16 protein-coding genes are annotated in these 18133 nt (G+C 73.3%); 5 read left to right on the forward strand and 11 right to left on the reverse strand.

Annotated elements, in window-relative coordinates; translation table 11 throughout:
• Positions 1-15: 15 nt before the first annotated feature.
• The gene (locus ACZ67Q_RS02660; protein ID WP_471175421.1) at positions 16-2070 is read left to right on the forward strand and encodes a phosphocholine-specific phospholipase C; all 2055 of its coding nucleotides are present in this window, start codon (positions 16-18) and stop codon (positions 2068-2070) included.
• A gap of 93 nt (positions 2071-2163) precedes the next feature.
• Positions 2164-3027, forward strand: coding sequence for an LURP-one-related family protein (locus ACZ67Q_RS02665; RefSeq protein ID WP_471175423.1), 864 nt, complete (start codon positions 2164-2166; stop codon positions 3025-3027).
• A gap of 29 nt (positions 3028-3056) precedes the next feature.
• On the opposite strand, the gene ACZ67Q_RS02670 is transcribed toward ACZ67Q_RS02665, so the two are convergent.
• Both ACZ67Q_RS02670 and ACZ67Q_RS02675 read right to left on the reverse strand, forming a co-directional pair.
• Positions 3057-4037: a DMT family protein gene (locus ACZ67Q_RS02670; RefSeq protein ID WP_471175425.1), complete on the reverse strand. Its 981-nt coding sequence runs from the start codon at positions 4035-4037 to the stop codon at positions 3057-3059.
• Positions 4034-4873: a phosphatase PAP2 family protein gene (locus ACZ67Q_RS02675; RefSeq protein ID WP_471175427.1), complete on the reverse strand. Its 840-nt coding sequence runs from the start codon at positions 4871-4873 to the stop codon at positions 4034-4036. The genes ACZ67Q_RS02670 and ACZ67Q_RS02675 overlap by 4 nt, the downstream gene beginning before the upstream one ends.
• Positions 4874-5038: 165 nt before the next feature.
• Between ACZ67Q_RS02675 and ACZ67Q_RS02680 the strand changes: the two genes are divergently transcribed.
• Complete coding sequence (locus tag ACZ67Q_RS02680; protein ID WP_361626780.1) at positions 5039-5653, forward strand: TetR/AcrR family transcriptional regulator; 615 nt, start codon at positions 5039-5041, stop codon at positions 5651-5653.
• A gap of 150 nt (positions 5654-5803) precedes the next feature.
• Here the strand turns inward: ACZ67Q_RS02680 and ACZ67Q_RS02685 are convergent, their stop codons facing one another.
• Positions 5804-6781: a DUF2510 domain-containing protein gene (locus ACZ67Q_RS02685; protein WP_471175429.1), complete on the reverse strand. Its 978-nt coding sequence runs from the start codon at positions 6779-6781 to the stop codon at positions 5804-5806.
• 415 nt (positions 6782-7196) lie between these two features.
• Here ACZ67Q_RS02685 and ACZ67Q_RS02690 point away from each other — a divergent pair, with 415 nt between their 5' ends.
• Positions 7197-9890 (forward strand): ATP-binding protein, encoded by a 2694-nt coding sequence (locus ACZ67Q_RS02690; RefSeq protein ID WP_471175431.1) that lies wholly within the window; start codon positions 7197-7199, stop codon positions 9888-9890.
• Between the two features lie 266 nt (positions 9891-10156).
• On the opposite strand, the gene ACZ67Q_RS02695 is transcribed toward ACZ67Q_RS02690, so the two are convergent.
• The 8 genes from ACZ67Q_RS02695 to ACZ67Q_RS02730 all read right to left on the reverse strand — a co-directional run bounded on the left by ACZ67Q_RS02695 (position 10157) and on the right by ACZ67Q_RS02730 (position 17487).
• The gene (locus tag ACZ67Q_RS02695) at positions 10157-10948 is read right to left on the reverse strand and encodes an SDR family NAD(P)-dependent oxidoreductase (protein ID WP_471175433.1); all 792 of its coding nucleotides are present in this window, start codon (positions 10946-10948) and stop codon (positions 10157-10159) included.
• Positions 10949-11042: 94 nt separating this feature from the next.
• Entirely contained in the window at positions 11043-12161 is a 1119-nt protein-coding gene (gene pcaDC / locus ACZ67Q_RS02700; protein ID WP_471175435.1) for a bifunctional 3-oxoadipate enol-lactonase/4-carboxymuconolactone decarboxylase PcaDC, read from the reverse strand.
• Positions 12158-13492 (reverse strand): 3-carboxy-cis,cis-muconate cycloisomerase, encoded by a 1335-nt coding sequence (pcaB, locus tag ACZ67Q_RS02705; RefSeq protein WP_471175437.1) that lies wholly within the window; start codon positions 13490-13492, stop codon positions 12158-12160. The genes pcaDC and pcaB overlap by 4 nt, the downstream gene beginning before the upstream one ends.
• Positions 13489-14091 (reverse strand): protocatechuate 3,4-dioxygenase subunit alpha, encoded by a 603-nt coding sequence (gene pcaG, locus ACZ67Q_RS02710; RefSeq protein WP_471175439.1) that lies wholly within the window; start codon positions 14089-14091, stop codon positions 13489-13491. The genes pcaB and pcaG overlap by 4 nt, the downstream gene beginning before the upstream one ends.
• Before the next feature lie 6 nt (positions 14092-14097).
• Positions 14098-14871: a protocatechuate 3,4-dioxygenase subunit beta gene (gene pcaH / locus ACZ67Q_RS02715; RefSeq protein WP_471175441.1), complete on the reverse strand. Its 774-nt coding sequence runs from the start codon at positions 14869-14871 to the stop codon at positions 14098-14100.
• Positions 14872-14888: 17 nt separating this feature from the next.
• Entirely contained in the window at positions 14889-16091 is a 1203-nt protein-coding gene (locus ACZ67Q_RS02720) for a thiolase family protein (RefSeq protein ID WP_471175443.1), read from the reverse strand.
• Positions 16088-16732: a CoA transferase subunit B gene (locus ACZ67Q_RS02725; protein WP_471175445.1), complete on the reverse strand. Its 645-nt coding sequence runs from the start codon at positions 16730-16732 to the stop codon at positions 16088-16090. The genes ACZ67Q_RS02720 and ACZ67Q_RS02725 overlap by 4 nt, the downstream gene beginning before the upstream one ends.
• Positions 16732-17487, reverse strand: coding sequence for a CoA transferase subunit A (locus ACZ67Q_RS02730; RefSeq protein WP_471175447.1), 756 nt, complete (start codon positions 17485-17487; stop codon positions 16732-16734). The genes ACZ67Q_RS02725 and ACZ67Q_RS02730 overlap by 1 nt, the downstream gene beginning before the upstream one ends.
• Positions 17488-17661: 174 nt before the next feature.
• On the opposite strand from ACZ67Q_RS02730, the gene ACZ67Q_RS02735 reads away from it, so the two are divergent.
• Positions 17662-18129 carry a MarR family winged helix-turn-helix transcriptional regulator gene (locus ACZ67Q_RS02735; RefSeq protein ID WP_471175449.1) on the forward strand — a complete coding sequence of 156 codons (468 nt, stop codon included), beginning with the start codon at positions 17662-17664 and terminating at the stop codon, positions 18127-18129.
• Positions 18130-18133 lie beyond the last annotated feature (4 nt).

An 18133-nucleotide genomic window follows, 5' to 3' on the forward strand; every position in this document is an offset into this window, starting at 1 on the left:
AGAGGTCTGTCCCCCATGCCCGAAGTGAACCGGCGTCGCTTCCTCCAACTCGCGGGCGCCACCACGGCGTTCACCGCGCTGTCCGCGAGCATCCAGCGCGCCGCCGCCCTCCCGGCGAACCACCGCACGGCCTCCGTCGAGGACGTCGAGCACATCGTCGTCCTCATGCAGGAGAACCGGTCCTTCGACCACTACTTCGGCACCCTCAGAGGCGTACGCGGCTTCGGCGATCCCCGCCCGGTCACCACCCGGCCCGGCGCCAAGTCCGTCTGGTACCAGTCCGACGGCACCAAGGACGTCCTCCCCTTCCACCCCGACGCCGACGACCTGGGCATGGCGTTCCTCCAGGACCTCCCGCACGGCTGGAACGACGGACACGCCGCCTTCAACGGGGGCAAGTACGACAAATGGGTGCCCTCCAAGGGCTCCACAACGATGGCGTACCTGAACCGCGGCGACATCCCGTTCCACTACGCGCTCGCCGACGCCTTCACCATCTGCGACGCGTACCACTGCTCCTTCATCGGCTCCACCGACCCCAACCGCTACTACATGTGGAGCGGGTACGTCGGCAACGACGGCACCGGCGGCGGCCCGGTCCTCGGCAACGACGAGAAGGGATACGGCTGGACGACGTATCCCGAACGCCTGGAGAAGGCCGGGGTGTCCTGGAAGATCTACCAGGACGTCGGCGACGGTCTCGACGCGAACGGCAGCTGGGGCTGGATCTCGGACGCCTACCGCGGCAACTACGGCGACAACTCGCTGCTCTACTTCAACCAGTACCGCAACGCGGCGCCCGGTGACCCGCTGTACGACAAGGCCCGCACCGGCACCGACTACCGCAAGGGCGAAGGGTACTTCGACCAGCTCAAGGCCGACGTGGCGGCCGGGAAGCTGCCCCAGGTGTCCTGGATCGCCGCCCCCGAGGCGTTCACCGAGCACCCGAACTGGCCCGCCAACTACGGCGCCTGGTATGTCGCCCAGGTGCTGGACGCGCTCACCTCCAACCCGGAGGTGTGGGCGAAGACCGCGCTGTTCATCACCTACGACGAGAACGACGGCTTCTTCGACCACCTGATACCGCCGTTCCCGCCCGGCTCCGCCGCCCAGGGCAAGTCGACCGTCGACGCCTCCCTGGACGTCTTCAAGGGCGACGCGAGCCACGTCGCCGGCCCCTACGGGCTCGGTCAGCGCGTTCCCATGCTGGTGGTCTCCCCCTGGAGCAAGGGTGGATACGTGTGCTCCGAGACGCTGGACCACACCTCCATCATCCGGTTCATCGAGAACCGCTTCGGCGTGCGCGAGCCGAACATCTCGCCCTGGCGGCGGGCCGTCTGCGGCGACCTGACCTCCGCCTTCGACTTCTCCCGCACGGACACCCGGCCGGTCGCGCTGCCCGACACGGCCGCCTACGAGCCGCCGGACCGCCTGCGCCACCCCGACTACAAGCCCGTCCCGCCGGCCACCGGCGTGCTGCCCAAGCAGGAGCGCGGCCTGCGGCCGGCCCGCCCCCTGAAGTACGACCCGGCCGTGGACGGCTCGGTCGACGCGGCGGCCGGGAAGTTCACCCTCACCTTCGCCTCCGGCGCCGCCGCGGGCGCGGCCTTCCTCGTCACCTCCGGCAACCGCACCGACGGCCCCTGGACGTACACCACCGAGGCCGGGAAGTCCCTTGCGGACACCTGGAACTCGGTGTACTCCAGCGGGTCGTACGACCTCACCGTGCACGGCCCGAACGGCTTCCTGCGCGCCTTCAAGGGGCGCAACAAGGTCACCGGTCCCGAGGTCACCGCCCGGCCCAGCGGGGACAACCTTGAGCTGACCTTCACCAACTCCGGGTCCGGTACCGCCCGTCTGACCGTGACCGACGGCTACGGCGGTGCCAAGCGGTCCGTGAGCGTGCGGCCGGGCGCCACCGTGAAGCAGCTCGTCGACCTCACCGCGGGCCGGCGCTGGTACGACCTGACCGTGACGGCCGACGGTGACGCGGCCTATCTGCGGCGGTTCGCCGGACATGTCGAAAATGGGCAACCCGGCGTCAGCGACCCGGCGATCGCCACGGTCTGACCGGCGTTCAGGCTTCGGACGGCGGGCGCCCGGGTCACGGGCGCCCGCCGGAACGACGGTTGCTTTCCGGCCGGTGCGCGATAGTGTGCCCCGGTGACCACGCATTCGAACACACCTGCAGGTTGGTACCCCGACCCGCACGGGGCGCAGCAGACCCTGCGGTACTGGGACGGTTCCCAGTGGACCGAGCACACTCACGCCGACCAGCAGGGTCAGCCCCAGGCCCAGGGCCACCCCCAGGTCCAGGTACAGGCCCCGGCCGCCCCGCAGGTGCCGGCCCAGCAGGCCGGTCCCGACCCGCGCGTCCAGCGCCAGGTCCAGCAGCAGGCCGGTGTCGCCGGGGGCGGCGCCGGCGGCGGGACGCTGTTCTCCGAGCCGGTCCTGGTGGTGAACCAGAAGGCCAAGCTGATCGAGCTGACCAACGAGTACAAGGTCATGGACCAGCACGGCCGGGAGATCGGCGCGGTCGTCCAGGTCGGGCAGAGCGTCCTGCGCAAGATCGTGCGGTTCCTCTACAGCATCGACCAGTTCATGAAGGTCAAGCTGGAGATCCGCGACGCCTATGGCCAGCCGGTGATGCTGCTGACCCGCCCGGGCAAGATCTTCAAGTCCCGGGTGATCGTCGAGCGCCCGGACGGCACGCCGGTCGGTGAGATCGTCCAGCAGAACGTGTTCGGGAAGATCAACTTCGCGATGATGGTGAACGGCCAGAAGGTCGGCGCCATCAAGGCGGAGAACTGGCGCGCGTGGAACTTCGCGATCGTCGACCACGCGGACAACGAGGTGGCCCGGATCACGAAGACCTGGGAAGGCCTCGCCAAGACGATGTTCACGACCGCGGACAACTACGTCCTGCAGATCCACTACCAGCTGCCGGACCCGCTGCTCAGCCTCGTCGTCGCGACGGCCCTGACCGTCGACACCGCGCTGAAGCAGGACGCCCGCGGCCTCGGCTGAGGCCGGCCGGCACCGTCTCGCAACAGACCCTAGAGCACGCTCAGGTGCCCCGGTTCGCTCGTCGGCCGGGGCACCGCCGCGTCGGGGTCCAGGGCGAGGACGGCCGCCACCGGGTGCTCGTCGACCGCGGGAGCGGGTGCGGTTGCGGGTGCCGGTGTCGTCGCCGGCCGCTGTGCCGGCGTCTCGGCCGGCTGCGGGGTCGCCCGGGACAGCAGCAGCACACCCCAGGCCGCGCACCCCGCGCCCACGAGCGCGAGCAGGATGCCGAGCACCCCGCCCTGGAGCCGCTCGCCGAGCAGGGACACGCCGATCACCGCGGCGGCCACCGGGTTCGCCAGCGTCACCACCGCCAGCGGAGCGCCGAGGCCGCCCCGGTAGGCGGTCTGCGACAGCAGCAGCCCACCCGTCGCGAACGCCGCGACCAGCACAGCCACCCCGATCACCTGCACGCTCAGCAGCGGACCCGTGTGGTCCGTGGCGGCCACGGTGACCGTCTGGGTGAGCGCGGAGGCCACGCCCGAGGCCAGTCCGGACGCGGTCGCGTGCCGGAGGCCGGGCCGGGCGCCCGGCCGGGACAGCGTGCCGATCAGCGCGGCCGTGGCGCCCGCGACCGCCAGCGCCTCGGGCACGCTCAGCACGTTCTCCGGCGCGGGTCCCGACGCGGTGACGAGGATCGCGCCGAGCCCGAGCAGCGTGAACCCGGTGCCCCGCCACTCGATCGCGCTGACCCGGCGCCCCGCCAACCGCGCCCCCAGCGGCACCGCCGCCACCAGGGTCAGCGCCCCGAGCGGCTGTACGACGGTGAGCGGCCCGTACTTCAGGGCGACGACATGCAGCAGCGCCGCGCCGGCGTTCAATCCGACCGACCACCACCAGGCGGCGCTGCCCAGCATGTGCAGCAGCCCGGCGCCGGACGACCGGGACGCCAGCCGCTCCTGGGCGACGGCCGCGGCGGCGTAGGCGACGGCGGAGAACAGCGACAGCACCACGGCGAGCAGGGCGGCGTTCATCGGGCCACCCCCGCGAGCTCGCGCTCCTCGGCGGGCAGCAACTGCTCGCGCCCCCGGCCGGCGGTCGTCGCCGTCCGGTGCGGCAGGTGGATCACCGCGAGGGTGGCGCCGAGCAGGGCCGTCGCGACGATCGCGTCCAGCCAGTAGTGGTTGGCGGTGCCGACGATGACGAGCAGGGTCAGCGCGGGGTGCAGCAGCCACAGCCAGCGCCACCGTGAGCGTGTCGCGGCGATCAGGCCGATCGCGACCATCAGGGCCCAGCCGAAGTGCAGCGACGGCATCGCCGCGAACTGGTTCGACAGGTGGTCGGTCTGCGGCGGCCCGTACACCGACGGGCCGTAGACGCGTGCGGTGTCGATCAGTCCGGTCGCGGCGAGCATCCGCGGCGGGGCCAGCGGGAACGTGAGATGCAGCACCAGGGCGGCGGCGGTGAGCACGGCCAGCACCCGGCGGGCCCAGACGTAGTGGACCGGGCGGCGCAGGTAGAGCCAGATCAGGAAGGCCGCCGTGACGGGGAAGTGCACCGTCGCGTAGTAGGTGTTCGCGAGGTGGATCAGCGTGTCGCCGTGCAGCAGCAGCGACTGCACCGCGCCCTCGCCCGGCAGATGGAGGGCCCGCTCCAGGTTCCACACGTGATGGGCGTCGCGGAAGGCCTCACCGGTGTGGCCGGTGGCCAGCTGTCGGCCGAACTTGTAGACGAGGAAGAGCCCGGCGACGAGCAGCAGCTCGCGCAGGAGCGGCGGCCGCGCCGTGCGCGCGGCTATGTCACCCGGCTCTGCTTGCCCGGGCTCGGCTTCTTCCGGCTCTGCTTCTTCAGGCTCGGTGCGGGCGTTCATCCCCCGGCCCCTTCACTGACGGTGGTGCGGTGGTTCTCATCGATACGACTGCGTACCGATACGCCAGTGTACCGATACGTTGGAGTACCGGTACACTGGCGTATCGATTGAGGTGCGACACACTGGAAGTCGACGCCCCACGGATCTCAGCGAGGTGAAGCCCCGATGACGTCGCAGGCCGCGGACGGGCCGGAGACGGCCGCCGCATCGCGCCGCTCCAAGCTCACGCCCGAGCGCGAGCAGGAGTTCTTCGACGCCGTCCTCGACCAGATCCGCGTCTGCGGGTACGACGCCGTCACCATGGAGGGCGTCGCCGCCAGCACGCGGTGCAGCAAGTCCACGCTGTACCGGCAGTGGAAGACCAAGCCCCAGTTCGTGGCGGCCGCGCTCCGCTCCAACCGGGCCTGCCGGTTCGCCGGCATCGACACCGGTTCGGTCGCCGCTGACCTGCGCGAGGCGGCCCGGCAGGCCGGGGCGTGGTCCGGCCCGGACACCAGCCTGCTCCAGGCACTGGGGCACGCGGTGATGCAGGACGAGGAGCTGCGGGCGGCGCTGCGCGAGGCGCTCGTCGAGCCCGAGATGGAGGCGCTGCGCGCCATCCTGCGCCGCGGCGTCGAACGCGGAGAGATCGCCGCGGACCACCCGGCGCTGGAGTTCGTCCCGGTGCAGCTCTACGGCGTCCTGCGGGTACGGCCCGTCATCGACGGGCAGTACGCGGACTCCGACTATCTGGTCCGGTTCGTGGAGGCAGTGGTGCTCCCGGCACTGGGCCTCACCTGAAGACCCGGGCCGCCGTCCATGGGATGACTGGACGGTGACCCGGCCGCGCCGCACCGTGGGGACGGGGGCGGCGCGCACCCCCCGGCCGGGTGGGACCCTCCTTGAGCGGAGGGGGTCCCACCCGGCCGTCGTTCCGTCACCGTACGGCGGTCACACGCTCTGCCCGGTGCCCCCGCCGCTCGCCTGCTTGATCCCCTGGGTGATCCGGTCGATGACCGACACCTGCTGGTCGGCGTCCACGCCGAAGCGGACCAGGACGATCATCCGGGGACTGGCCGGGGAGGGGAACGCCAGGGACTCGACGTAACCGTCGGCGCCCTTGCTGGTGACCGCCTTCCAGCGGACCAGATAACCCTTCTGCCCGGCCACGGTGACCGCCTTCGAGGCGAGCACCTGGTGCGAGGTGATCGCGCCGTAGCTGGCGCCGCCGTAGGACTCCTTCGCGTTCTCCGCGATGTCCGCCTTGGCGACCTCCTCCGGGGTGGTGCCCCGGATGCCCAGCAGTGCCGCGGGGGCCGCGTACGCGCCGCCCTTGGTGCAGGTCTGCGAGGTCGCGCCCGGGCACGGGTAGGAGGAGTCGGAGGTGACGGCGGCGCCCGCCCCGTACTCCTGGCCGTACCAGCCGTCCGGGATGGGCAGGCTGATGCCGCTCGCCGCGTCGGTCGCCGAACCGCTGTCGATCTTCGGCGCCTCGCTCTGCCCCGGGGACGGCGACGGCCCGCCGCCACCGCCCTCGCCAGGGCGGCCGCCCCGGTCGGGCCCCGGGCCCTGCCCCTGCTGCGCGCCGGTGCGCCGGCTGCTGCCGTGGCCGTCGGTCAGGGCGTAGACCCCGACGCCGATGCTCGCCAGCACGGCGACCGCCGCGGCGACGGCGATACCGATCCGCACCCCGTGCCGCCCACGCCGGGCGGGCGGCTGCCCCGGGTAGGCGGGGTACGCCGGGTACCCCGGATACCCGGGGTGGGTCGGTGTCGCCGGTCCGCCGGCCGGGGGACCCCAGGCGGCGGCCGTCCCCGCCGGGCGCGTCCGGTCCGTCCACGCCCCGCCGTCCCACCAGCGCTCGGTGGCGGGACCGTCACTGCTTTGCCCGGGGTCGGGATACCACCCGGGAGGAGTCACCTGCGTCATGCCCCCACCGTATGAGCCCACCCTGAAAGCCGGATGAGAACCCCCACCACGGACTCTCCCCCGGACTCTCCCTCCGGGGCGCGGGCCGGGTCCTGCGCGGCCCGTCGCACCCGGGGAGTTGCCCCCAGCCGGCCGCCCGCAGCCCGGCGGCCGGCCCACCCGTCGGGAGCGCTCGCGGACTGTCCCCGCCATCCCCTCGGGCGGCAACCTGTCAAACGCCGGCCGACTCCTCGTCAATTCACCGCCGACGGCCTTCCGTTGACGGTGTTCTCGCACCCCGCAGGCCCGGCCGTCGTTCTCCATACTCCCTTTCACCCTCCACGGCAACACCTGCGGTCACGGCGCACCGTTCGGCGGCCGAGGGGGCTAGGCTCGACGTCGGTACGTCGTTCGGGCGACTTGGGGAGGTAGCGGGATGACGGAGGTACGGCCCACGACGGCCGCCTCGGCTTCCCTGTGGGAGCGCGATCAGGAACTCGCCGTCGTCGCACAGGCGGTGGACGAGCTGTGCGCGGACCGGACGACCTCCGGCACTCTCCTGGTGTTCCGTGGTGAGGCCGGCCTGGGCAAGACCGCGCTGCTGGCCGAGACCCGCCGGATCGCCGAGGCACGTGGCTGCACCGTCTGGTCGGCCCGCGGCGGCGAGACCCTGCGCTCCGTCCCCTTCAACGTCGTACGGCAGCTGCTCCAGCCCGCGCTCGTCCCGATGCTGCCCGAGGAGGCACGCGAGTACCTCGGCGACTGGTACGACATAGCAGGCCCCGCCCTCGGCATAGCGGAACCAGGTGAGGGCCACGCCGACCCGCAGGGCGTGTGCGACGGACTCGTCGCCGCCGTACGCCGCCTCGCCACCAGGGACTGGCCGCTGGTGCTGCTCATCGACGACGCCCACTGGGCCGACCAGGAGACGCTGCGCTGGCTCGCCGCGTTCACCGAACGCCTCGACGACCTGCCCGTCCTCGTGGTCGTCGCCCGCCGGCCGGGTGAGATCGCCGGGGAGAGCGCCCGTCTGCTGGAGGCCGTCGCCGCCGCCGGACGCCCCGCGGCCGTTCTCAGTGCCCTCACCCCGGACGCCGTCGCCGGCCTCACGCGCGCCGAGCTCGGCGGAGACGCCGACGCCCCGTTCTGCCGCGAGGTGTGGGCCGTCACCGGCGGCAACCCGTACGAGACCGTCGAGCTCCTCGCCAAGGTCCGCGACAGCGAACTCCTGCCGGCCGAGTCCTCCGCCGCCGAACTGCGCGACCTCAACCGCTCCGCCCGCGGCGGCGGCCTGGTCGCCCGCCTCGAACAACTCGGCATAGACGCCACCCGGTTCGCCTGGGCCGCCGCCATCCTCGGCGACGCCATCACCCTCGACCTGGTCGCGCGGCTCGCCACCATGCGGCACGAGGACGCCGTCCGCTGCGCCGGACTCCTCAAGAACGCGCGCATCCTCACCGCACCCGACCCGGCCGCCGGCCCCGCCCGGGACGGCGCCCTGGAGTTCGTCCACCCGCTGATCGCGACCGCCGTCTACAACTCCATCCCCGACGCCCTGCGCCGCGCCATGCACGGCATCGCCGCCCAGCTCGTCACCGACCTCGGCCTCGGCCCCGCGGCCGCCTCCCGCCACCTGCTCCAGGTCCACCCGGACGACGACGAGGAACTCGTCGGCCAACTGCGCGAGGCCGCCCGCGAACACCTCGCCGTCGGCGCCCCGGACGCCGCCCGCCGCTGCCTGGAACGCGCCCTGGAGGAGCCGCCGCTGCCCGAGGTGCGGGCACGCGTGCTGTTCGAACTCGGCTGCGCCACCCTGCTCACCGCCCCCGCGAAGACGATCGGCCACCTGCGCCAGGCCCTCGCCCTGCCGGGCCTCGGCGACGACGTCCGCGTGGACGCCGTCGTGCGCCTCTCGCAGGCCCTCCTCCACAACGACCAGCTGGAGGAGGCCGTCCGCACCGTCGAGGCCGAGGCGGCCCGGCTGCCGGACGGTCCGGCGCGGCTGCGCCTTCAGGCCGTGCAGTTCATGTGGGAGGGCATCCATGCCGGTGAGGCGCCGACTCCGGGCCGCTCCGAGCGGCTCGCCGGGCTCGCCCGCACCTGCACCGGACGCGACAACTCCGAGCGCGCCCTGCTCATCCTGCGCGGCTTCGACGCCATGAGCCGCGGCGAGAACGCCGAGGAGGTCGTCGAGGTGTGCGACCGCGCCCTCGTCAACGGCCGTCTCGCCCCCGGACTCGGCTGGACCGACACCCAGTGGGGCCTCGAACTGCCCATGATGCTGGCGAGCGCCTACGCCTACACCGACCGTCTCGACCGCGCCGAGGCCCTCTTCACCGATGCCCTGCGCGCCTACGAGTCCGCCGGCTGGAGCGGCGGCCACCTCGCCCTCGCCCACGCCTACGTCGGCCTCGCGCACCGCAGGCGCGGCCGGCTGCGCGAGGCCGAGGAGTCCCTGCGCGAGGCTCTGCGGCTCGCCGAACGCGTCGGCCGCGGGCTGCCCCTGTACTGGTCGGCGACCTGCAACCTGGTCGACACGCTCCTCGCCCGCGGCCATGTCGAGGAGGCCTGGTCGATCGCCGAGCAGTACGACTTCGCCCCGCCGTATCCGTCCACGATCGTGCTGCCCGACCCCCGCTCGCTGCGCGGCCGGCTTCTGCTCGCCGTCGGCCGCACCAAGGACGGGATCAACGAACTGGAGGCCGCGGAGAAGGCGGCCGCCGCGCGCGGCCACCACAACCCGGTGATGGTGCCCTGGGCCGGAGACCTGGCCCGGGCGCTGGCGGCCGAGGACCCCGCCCGCGCCGCCCGGCTCGCCGCCGACGTCCGCCTGCGCGCCGAGCGCTTCGGCACCGACACCGCCATCGGGGAAGCCCTGCGCTGCGCGGCCGCCCTGGAGACCGGCCGCCGCGCGGTCGACCTGGCCGCGCAGGCGGTGACCTACCTGGCGGCCTCGCCCGCGCAGTACGAGCACGCCGCCGCACGGATCGAGCACGGCATCCTGGCCCGCTCCGAGGCCGAGCTGGAACGCGGCCTGGCACTGGCCCGCTCCTGCGGCGCCGACGGGCTGGCCGAGCGGGCGGCACAGGAGCTGGAGACGGTCCGGGGGCTGAGCCGCGTCAGCTCATGAGCGGTGCGCCTGCCGCGTGACACCCGCATGAGCCGCTGCCCGTCATGCGGTGGGGCGCTGCTCCTCACGCGGTGGGGCGCTGCTCCTCACGCGGTGGGGCGCTGCCCCTCACGCGGTGGGGCGCTGCTCCTCACGCGGTGGGGCGCTGCTCCTCACGCGGTGGGGCGCTGCTCCTCACGCGGTGGGGCGCTGCTCCTCACGCGGTGGGTCGCTGCCCCTCACCCGGTGGGGCGCTGCCCCTCACCCGGTGGGCCGCTCCTCCTCCGTCACATGGTGAGCAGTTGCTCCGTCACCGCGGCGATTCGCTCCCTCACCCGCGGGTCGTACGCCGCCTCGTGCGCCCGCGCCGGACGCGTCCCGTCGAAGTAGCCGCCCGTGCCCGTCTCCCCGGTCGCCAGTGCGAGCACACCGGGCGCGCCGTCCGCGACGGAGTTCCACGGCGAGATGCCCGCCTCGCGGACCATCCCGGTGTCCATGTAGGTGGCCGGGTGCAGCACGTTCACCGCGACGCCCGCGCCGGCCAGCTCCTCGGCGAGGGTGAAGGTGTGCGCGGCCAGCGCGAACTTGCTGCGGCAGTACGCCGACGTCCCGCTGTAGCGGCGGATCAGCTCGGGGTCGTCGGGGTCGAGGGGTTCCTGCCCGGCCGAGCCGACGTTGACGATCCGGGCGGGGGCGTTGCCACGCAGCACCGGAAGGAGGGCGCGGGTCAGGGCGACCGGCGCCAGATAGTTGACCGAGAGGCGCAGTTCGTGGCCGTCGGCGCTCACCTCCCGGCCGCTGCCGGGCGACCCGGCGCCCACACCCGCGTTGTTGATCAGCACATCGAGATCCGGACGGGCGGCGGCGACCCGCGTGCCCAGCTGGCGGACCTGCGCGAGCGAGGCCAGGTCGGCGACGAAGCCCTCGGCGTCACCCTCCGTGCGCAGCTCGTCGACCAGCCGCTCGGTGCGGCCCGCATCGCGCCCGTGCGCGAGGACGCGGTGCCCGGCGCGCACCAGCTCGAAGGCTACGTACCGCCCGAGACCCGAGGTCGCCCCGGTGACCAGAACAGTGGACATGCCCCCACCGTAGGCCGACCGCACACCCCCGTGGGAGATGTGGCCGAGCCTACGACCGGCAGGGACACCCTCGGCCGGCCCGCAGCAGGCGCCCTCAGCCCTCCTCCTCCGCCAGTACCCGCTGGGCCGTCGCGAACGCCGAGTTCGCCGCCGGCACCCCGCAGTACACGGCTGTCTGCAACAGCACCGCGCCGATCTCCTCCGGCGTGAGCCCGTTGCGCCGCGCCGCCCGTACGTGCATGGCCAGCTCGTCGTAGTGGCCGTGCGCCACCAGCGCGGTCATGGTGATCATGCTGCGCTCGCGGCGGGTCAGCGTCGGGTCGGTCCATATCTCGCCCCACGCGTAGCGGGAGATGAAGTCCTGGAACCGCGAGGTGAACGGCGTCTGCCGCTCCTGCGCCCGGTCCACGTGCGTGTCGCCGAGCACCTCGCGGCGCACCGCCATGCCGAGCGGCGCCCCGCCGCCGAGGTGCGCGCGCAGCGCCGTGAGCACCGCCCGCGGGCACTGCGCGGGCGCCAGATGCGCGGCCCCGGGCAGCTCCACCAGCGTGGACCCCGGCACCGCGTCGGCGATCTGACGCAGATGCGCGGGTGGCGTCGCCGCGTCCTCCCGTCCGGCGACCAGCAGCGTCGGTACGGAGATCTCCGCGAGCCGGTCGGTGAGATCGAACGCGGCGAGCGCGTCACAGCAGGCGGCGTACGCCTGCGGGTCGGTCTCCCGGTGGTCGCGGACCAGGCGCGGCACGGTGAACCCCGGGGTGAACCAGCGGGCGTCCGCGCTCTCCACCAGTCGGCCGAGCCCCTCGCGCCGTACCCGCTCGGCCCGCTCCTGCCAGGGGCCCGCCCCGTTGAAGTGCGCGGAGGAGCACATCACGGCGAGGGAGGAGAGCCGTTCGGGGTGGTGCAGGGCGAGATGCAGCCCCACCGCACCGCCCAGCGACACCCCGGCGTAGGCGAAGCGGTCGATCCCGAGGGAGTCGGCGAGCGCCAGCACCAGGTCGGCCAGATCGCCGACGGTGGCGCCCGGACCGATCAGATCGGCGGCCGACCCGCCGTGTCCCGGCAGGTCCCAGCGCACCACGCGGTGCCCGACCGACAGCTCGGGCGCGATGTCGTCCCACAAGGCGTACGACGTGCCGAGCGAGGGCCCGAGCAGCAGCGGGGGAGCGGACTCCGGCCCTTCGGTGAGGTGGTTGAGGAGTGTCTCGGTCAACGTCGCTCCAGCGCACGGTCGGTGAGGGCTCCGGCGGAGCCGGTGTAACGGGTGGGGTCGGTCAGGTCGCCCAGGTCGAAGCCCTCCAACTCGGGTTCCCGCGCTAGGAGTTCGACGAGCGGGCGACTCTCCTGCGCGGCCCGTCGGGCGAGTGTGGTGAGCAGCTCCTTGGCGCGGGCGCGGCCGAGCAGCGGGGCCAGTTCCGCGGACAGCCGCTCGGAGACGATCAGCCCGTGGGCGAGGTCCAGGTGCGCGCGCATGACGTCCGGGGCCACGCGCAGGTTCTCGGCCAGTTCGGCGGCGTCCCGGGCCGCGCCGCCCACCAGGCGCAGCAGGTCCCGCAGCGGCTCCCACTCCGCGTGCCAGGCCCCGGCCGGCCGCTCGTCCTCGGCGGCCATCGCGGCGTACAGCGTGGCCGCCAGCTGCGGGGCGCGCCGGGCGGCGGCCGCGATCAGCGTGGCGCGCACCGGGTTCGCCTTGTGCGGCATGGCCGACGAACCGCCGCCGCTGCCCTCCGTCACCTCGGCGATCTCGGTCCGGGACAGGGTGAGCACGTCCGCGGCCGCCTTGCCCAGCGCCCCGGCCGTGAAGGCCAGACACCCGGCGAGGTCGGCGACCGGCGTGCGCAGCGTGTGCCACGGCAACAGGGGTTCACTGAGGCCGAGTTCGCGCGCATAGGCAGCGGGCAGCGCGGTCGCGTCCTCGGCGCCGTACGCGGTGAAGGCCGCCAACGTCCCCGCCGCTCCGCCGAGTTGCACGGGCAGGCTGCCCCGTACGGCCACGAGCCGGTCCCGTGCGTCCAGGACCAGCGACCGCCACCCGGCCGCCTTCAGCCCGAACGTCGTCGGTACGGCGTGCTGGGTGAGCGTCCGCCCCGGCATCGGCGTGTCGCGGTGCTCCGCCGCGAGGCGGGCCAGCGCCCGCTCGGTGCGGGCCAGGTCGGCGAGGACCAGGTCGAGGGTGCGCGCGGCGACCAGCATCGCCGCGGTGTCCATGATGTCCTGGCTGGTCGCGCCCCGGTGCACGCAGGAGCCGTACTCCTCGCCGACCGCCTTCGTCAGGTCCGCGACCAGCGGGATCACCGGGTTGCCACCGCTGCGGGCCCGCGCGGCCAGCGAGGCGAGGTCGAAGGCGCCCTGGTCGGCGGCTGCCTCGGTGACCGCCCGCGCGGCCTCGCGCGGGGCGAGCCCGAGGGCGGCCTGGGCGCGGGTGAGGGCGGCCTCGGCGTCGAGCAGCGCGCGCAGGAACGCGGCGTCGCTGGTCGCCGCGGCCGCCGGGGAGCCGGCCCAGCCCGGGGCGAGCAGGCCGGTGTCCGTTGCCTCGGATGTCACTGGAACTCCAGGAAGACCGTCTCGCCTTCGCCCTGAAGGCGGATGTCGAAACGGTACGTCCCGTTCCCCTCGTCCCCGGCGATCAGCGTGCCGCGCCGGTCGCCCACCTGGGCGAGCAGCGGATCGGCGGCGAGCGCGGCGTCGTCGGGGGGCAGGTAGATCCGTGTGAACAGGTGCACCAGCAGACCCCGGGCGAACACGCACACACTGAGGTAGGGCGCACTCAGCCCGCGCGCGCCGGGTCGCAGGGTGCGCGCGTACCAGTGGCCGTTCGCGTCCGTCTGCATCCGGCCCCAGCCGGTGAACTCCACGCCGTTGCGGCCGAGATGGCCACCGGTCGCCGGGTCGCGCCGCAGGGAGCCGTCCACCCGCGGGATGTTCCCGTCCGGGTCCGCGCCCCACAACTCCACGAAGGCGTCCGGCAGGGGTTCGCCCTCGCCGTCCAGGACGTAGCCGTGGACGGTGACGGTGTCCGGGTGGCCGAGCGGGGCGATGTCCTCGCCGCCGCGGAAGGGCAGCGCGTACCCGTAGAAGGGGCCGACCGTGTGCGACGGCGTGGGCAGCACGGTCTCCGGCCGGCTCGTGTCGATCTTCGTCATCTCGCCTCAGCGTCCTTCTTCGATCCAGGTGGCGGCCGGGCCGTCCAGCACGATGTCCCAGCGGTAGCCGAGGGAGAACTCCGGCACCGACAGACCGTGGTCGTAGGTCGCCACCAGCCGCTGCCGGGCGGCGTCGTCCGTCACGGACTGCAGGATCGGGTCGTACGGGAAGAGCGGGTCGTTCGGGAAGTACATCTGCGTCACGAGCCGCTGTGTGAACGCCGTGCCGAAGAGCGAGAAGTGGATGTGCGCCGGCCGCCAGGCGCCCACGTGGTTGCGCCAGGGGTAGGGGCCGGGCTGGATCGTCGTGAAGTGGTAGCGGCCCTCGTCGTCGGTGAGGGTGCGGCCCACGCCGGTGAAGTTCGGATCGAGCGGAGCGTCGTGCTGCTCGCGCCGGTGGGCGTACCGGCCGGCCGAGTTGGCCTGCCAGATCTCCACGAGCTGGCCGCGCAGCGGGCGTCCGCCGCGGTCGAGCAGCCGCCCGGAGACGGTGATGCGCTCGCCGACCGGCTCCCCGGTGTGCTGCCGGGTGAGGTCGTTGTCGATCTCCGTGACGTCCCGTTCGCCGAAGGCGGGGGAGTGCAGCTCCACCAGCTCCGGGTCCTGGGTGACGTCGATGGCGACCGGCGGCTGCTTCGGGTGACGCAGGACGGAGGAGCGGTACGGGGCGTAGTCGCGCCGCGGGTGGTGCTCCACGGGTGCGCCGTCGGCGAGCCGCTTCTCGTACGCGGCGTGCTCGGCCGCGATCTCCTGGTCGATGTCGTGCTGGGTGAGAGTCATGGGGTTCCCCGGAGTTCCTAACGTTCGAGGACGAGGGCGAGGCCCTGACCGACGCCGATGCAGAGGGTGGCGACGCCGGTGCCGGAGCCCCGGCGGGCGAGCTGGTGAGCGAGGGTGCCGGCGAGGCGGGCGCCGGAGGCGCCGAGCGGGTGGCCCAGGGCGATGGCGCCGCCCTGCGGGTTGAGCACGGCCGGGTCGAACTCCGGCCATTCGGCGAGGCATCCGAGGACCTGCGCGGCGAAGGCCTCGTTGAGTTCGAGGACGTCCAGGTCGCCGTGGCGCCTGCCCGCCTTTGCCAGAGCGCGGTTGACGGCCTCGACGGGGGCGAGGCCGAAGTAGTGCGGGTCGATGCCGCAGACGCCGGTGGCGGAGATCCGGGCCAGCGGCTCGCGGCCCGTGGCCTTCAGGCCCTCCTCGCCGGTGAGCAGGAGGGCGGCGGCACCGTCGTTGAGCGGGGAGGCGTTGCCGGCCGTCACCGTGCCCCCGTTCTCACGGAACGACGGCTTCAGCCCGGCCATCGCCTCCAGGGAGGCGGTGGGGCGTACGCACTCGTCGGCGGCGAAGGCAACCGGGTCGCCCTTGCGCTGCGGGACGGGTACGGGGGTGATCTCGGCGTCGAAGAGGCCCTGCGCTTGTGCCTCGGCGGCCTTGCGGTGGCTGTGCAGGGCGTACTCGTCCTGCTGCTCGCGGGTGATCTTGTGCTTGTCGGCGATCAACTCCGCGCTCTCACCGAGCGGGACGGTCCACTGCGGGTCCATCCTCGGGTTGACCATCCGCCAGCCGAGCGTGGTCGAGTACAGCTCGGTGTGCGCGGCCGGGAAGGGCTTGTCGCTCTTGGGCAGCACGTAGGGGGCGCGGGTCATGGACTCCACGCCGCCGGCCACGGCGATCTGCGCGTCCCCGACGGCGATGGCGCGGGCGGCCTGGACGACGGCTTCGAGGCCGGAGGCGCACAGGCGGTTGACGGTGACGCCGGGGACGCTGGTGGGCAGCCCGGCGAGCAGAGCCGCCATGCGGGCGACGTCGCGGTTCTCCTCGCCGGCGCCGTTGGCGTTGCCGAGGTAGACGTCGTCGACGCGGGCCGGGTCCAGCTGCGGGGTGCGGGCCAGAAGTTCACGCAGGGCGTGCGCGGCCAGGTCGTCCGGGCGGACACCGGCCAGGGCGCCGTTGTACTTGCCGAACGGGGTGCGTACGGCGTCGACGATGTACACGGGGTTCACAGCGCACTCTCCGCAACGGTGAGCGGGGCGTCGGTCCTGGCGGTGATCTCGTCGACGGTCACGCCGGGCGCGGTCTCGACGAGGACGAGGCCGTCGTCGGCGACGTCCAGGACGCCGAGGTCGGTGATGACGCGGTCAACGCACGCCTTGCCCGTGAGCGGAAGCGTGCATGCCTTGAGGATCTTCGGGCTGCCGTCCTTGGCGGTGTGGGTCATCACCACGATCACCGTACGGGCCCCGTGCACCAGGTCCATCGCACCGCCGATACCGGTCACCAGCTTGCCCGGGACGGCCCAGTTGGCCAGATCGCCGCCGGCGGAGACCTGCATCGCGCCGAGCACGGCGACGTCGATGTGCCCGCCGCGGATCATCGCGAACGACAGCGCGGAGTCGAAGAAGGAGGCGCCCGGCAGGACGGTCACGGTCTCCTTGCCCGCGTTGATCAGGTCCGGGTCGACCTGGTCCTCGGCGGGGTAGGGGCCGGTGCCGAGGATGCCGTTCTCGGATTCGAGGACGACCTCCACGCCCGGCGGGAGATGGTTCGGGATCAGTGTGGGGAGGCCGATGCCGAGGTTGACGTAACTGCCGTCCTTCAGCTCCTTCGCCGCGCGGGCGGCCATCTCCTGACGCGTCCAGGCCATCAGCTGCTCACCGTCCGCTGCTCGATCTTCTTGTCCGCCACCTGCTGTGCGGTCAGCGCCACGACCCGCTGCACGAAGATGCCGGGTACGTGCACCGCGTCGGGGTCGAGGGCGCCGGGCTCGACCAGTTCCTCGACCTCGGCGATGGTGATCCGTCCCGCCATGGCGGCCAGCGGGTTGAAGTTCCGGGCGGACTTGTTGAACACCAGGTTCCCGTGCCGGTCGCCCTTCGCCGCCCGCACCAGCGCGTAGTCGGTGCGGATGCCGCGCTCCAGCACGTACTCGGTGCCGTCGAACGCGCGGACCTCCTTCGGCGGCGAGGCCAGCGCGACCGCGCCGGAGCCGTCGTAGCGCCACGGCAGGCCGCCCTCGGCGACCTGGGTGCCCACCCCGGCCGGCGTGTAGAAGGCGGGGATGCCGGCCCCGCCCGCGCGCAGCCGCTCGGCGAGCGTGCCCTGCGGGATCAGTTCCACCTCCAGCTCGCCCGCCAGGTACTGCCGGGCGAACTCCTTGTTCCCGCCGATGTAGGAGCCGGTCACCCGGGCGATCCGCCGCGCGGCCAGCAGCACCGCGAGTCCCGTCTCCATGGCGCCGCAGTTGTTCGACACCACGCTCAGGTCGCGGACCCCGCGCTCGTACAGCGCCTGGATCAGCACGTTCGGCACACCGCTCAGCCCGAACCCGCCGACCGCGAGCGACGCGCCGTCGGGCACGTCGCCCACCGCCTCCTGGGCCGAGGCGACCACCTTGTCCATCCGGGAAGCCCTCCAGTTAGTCCGTGCACTGAGTATTTCAGCGAGCTGCCTCTCACGCTGCCACCGGACGTATGAGCCGTCAAGGGCTCGTAGTCGGCGGACCCGCGCGGGAGACAGGGGGAGCTGCCGCAGGTATTGTTCAGTGCACGAACGAAAACGACCACGGGAGCGCACATGGCCGCGGTGGACCTCTCGACGCACCCCGGGCACCTCGCCCGGCGGCTCCAGCAGGCCCACTACCTGCTCTGGAACACCATGGTCTCGGAGGAGATCACCTCACCGCAGTTCGCGGTGCTCAACGCACTCGTCGCCGAGCCGGGGCTCGACCAGCGCACGGTGGGGGAGCGGGTGGGGCTCGACCGCTCCACGATCGCCGAGGTGATCAGCAGGCTCGGCCGGCGTGGCCTGATCGACAAGGTGCGCGACCCGCAGGACGGCCGACGCTCCCTGCTGCGCCCGACCGACGACGGGATGCGTACGCACCGCAAGCTGACCGTCCGCACGGCGCGGATGAACCAGGTCTTCCTCGCGCCCCTGTCCGCCGAGGAGCAGACCCTGTTCCTCGACCTGATCCGCCGCGTCGCCGACGCCGCGGAGGGGCTGCGCAACCCCGGAGAGCCGGTCGCCGCCTCGCACGGCTGAACGG

It is taken from the genome of Streptomyces sp. NPDC036813 (assembly GCF_055609245.1).

Coding starts and splice junctions, on each gene's coding strand:
- ACZ67Q_RS02660 (WP_471175421.1), top strand. CDS start 16: ATGCCCGAAGTGAACCGGCGTCGCTTCCTCCAACTCGCGGGCGCCACC.
- ACZ67Q_RS02670 (WP_471175425.1), bottom strand. CDS start 4,037: ATGAACGCCGCCCTGCTCGCCGTGGTGCTGTCGCTGTTCTCCGCCGTC.
- ACZ67Q_RS02675 (WP_471175427.1), bottom strand. CDS start 4,873: ATGAACGCCCGCACCGAGCCTGAAGAAGCAGAGCCGGAAGAAGCCGAG.
- ACZ67Q_RS02680 (WP_361626780.1), top strand. CDS start 5,039: ATGACGTCGCAGGCCGCGGACGGGCCGGAGACGGCCGCCGCATCGCGC.
- ACZ67Q_RS02685 (WP_471175429.1), bottom strand. CDS start 6,781: ATGACGCAGGTGACTCCTCCCGGGTGGTATCCCGACCCCGGGCAAAGC.
- ACZ67Q_RS02690 (WP_471175431.1), top strand. CDS start 7,197: ATGACGGAGGTACGGCCCACGACGGCCGCCTCGGCTTCCCTGTGGGAG.
- ACZ67Q_RS02695 (WP_471175433.1), bottom strand. CDS start 10,948: ATGTCCACTGTTCTGGTCACCGGGGCGACCTCGGGTCTCGGGCGGTAC.
- pcaG (WP_471175439.1), bottom strand. CDS start 14,091: ATGACGAAGATCGACACGAGCCGGCCGGAGACCGTGCTGCCCACGCCG.
- pcaH (WP_471175441.1), bottom strand. CDS start 14,871: ATGACTCTCACCCAGCACGACATCGACCAGGAGATCGCGGCCGAGCAC.
- ACZ67Q_RS02725 (WP_471175445.1), bottom strand. CDS start 16,732: ATGGCCTGGACGCGTCAGGAGATGGCCGCCCGCGCGGCGAAGGAGCTG.
- ACZ67Q_RS02730 (WP_471175447.1), bottom strand. CDS start 17,487: ATGGACAAGGTGGTCGCCTCGGCCCAGGAGGCGGTGGGCGACGTGCCC.
- ACZ67Q_RS02735 (WP_471175449.1), top strand. CDS start 17,662: ATGGCCGCGGTGGACCTCTCGACGCACCCCGGGCACCTCGCCCGGCGG.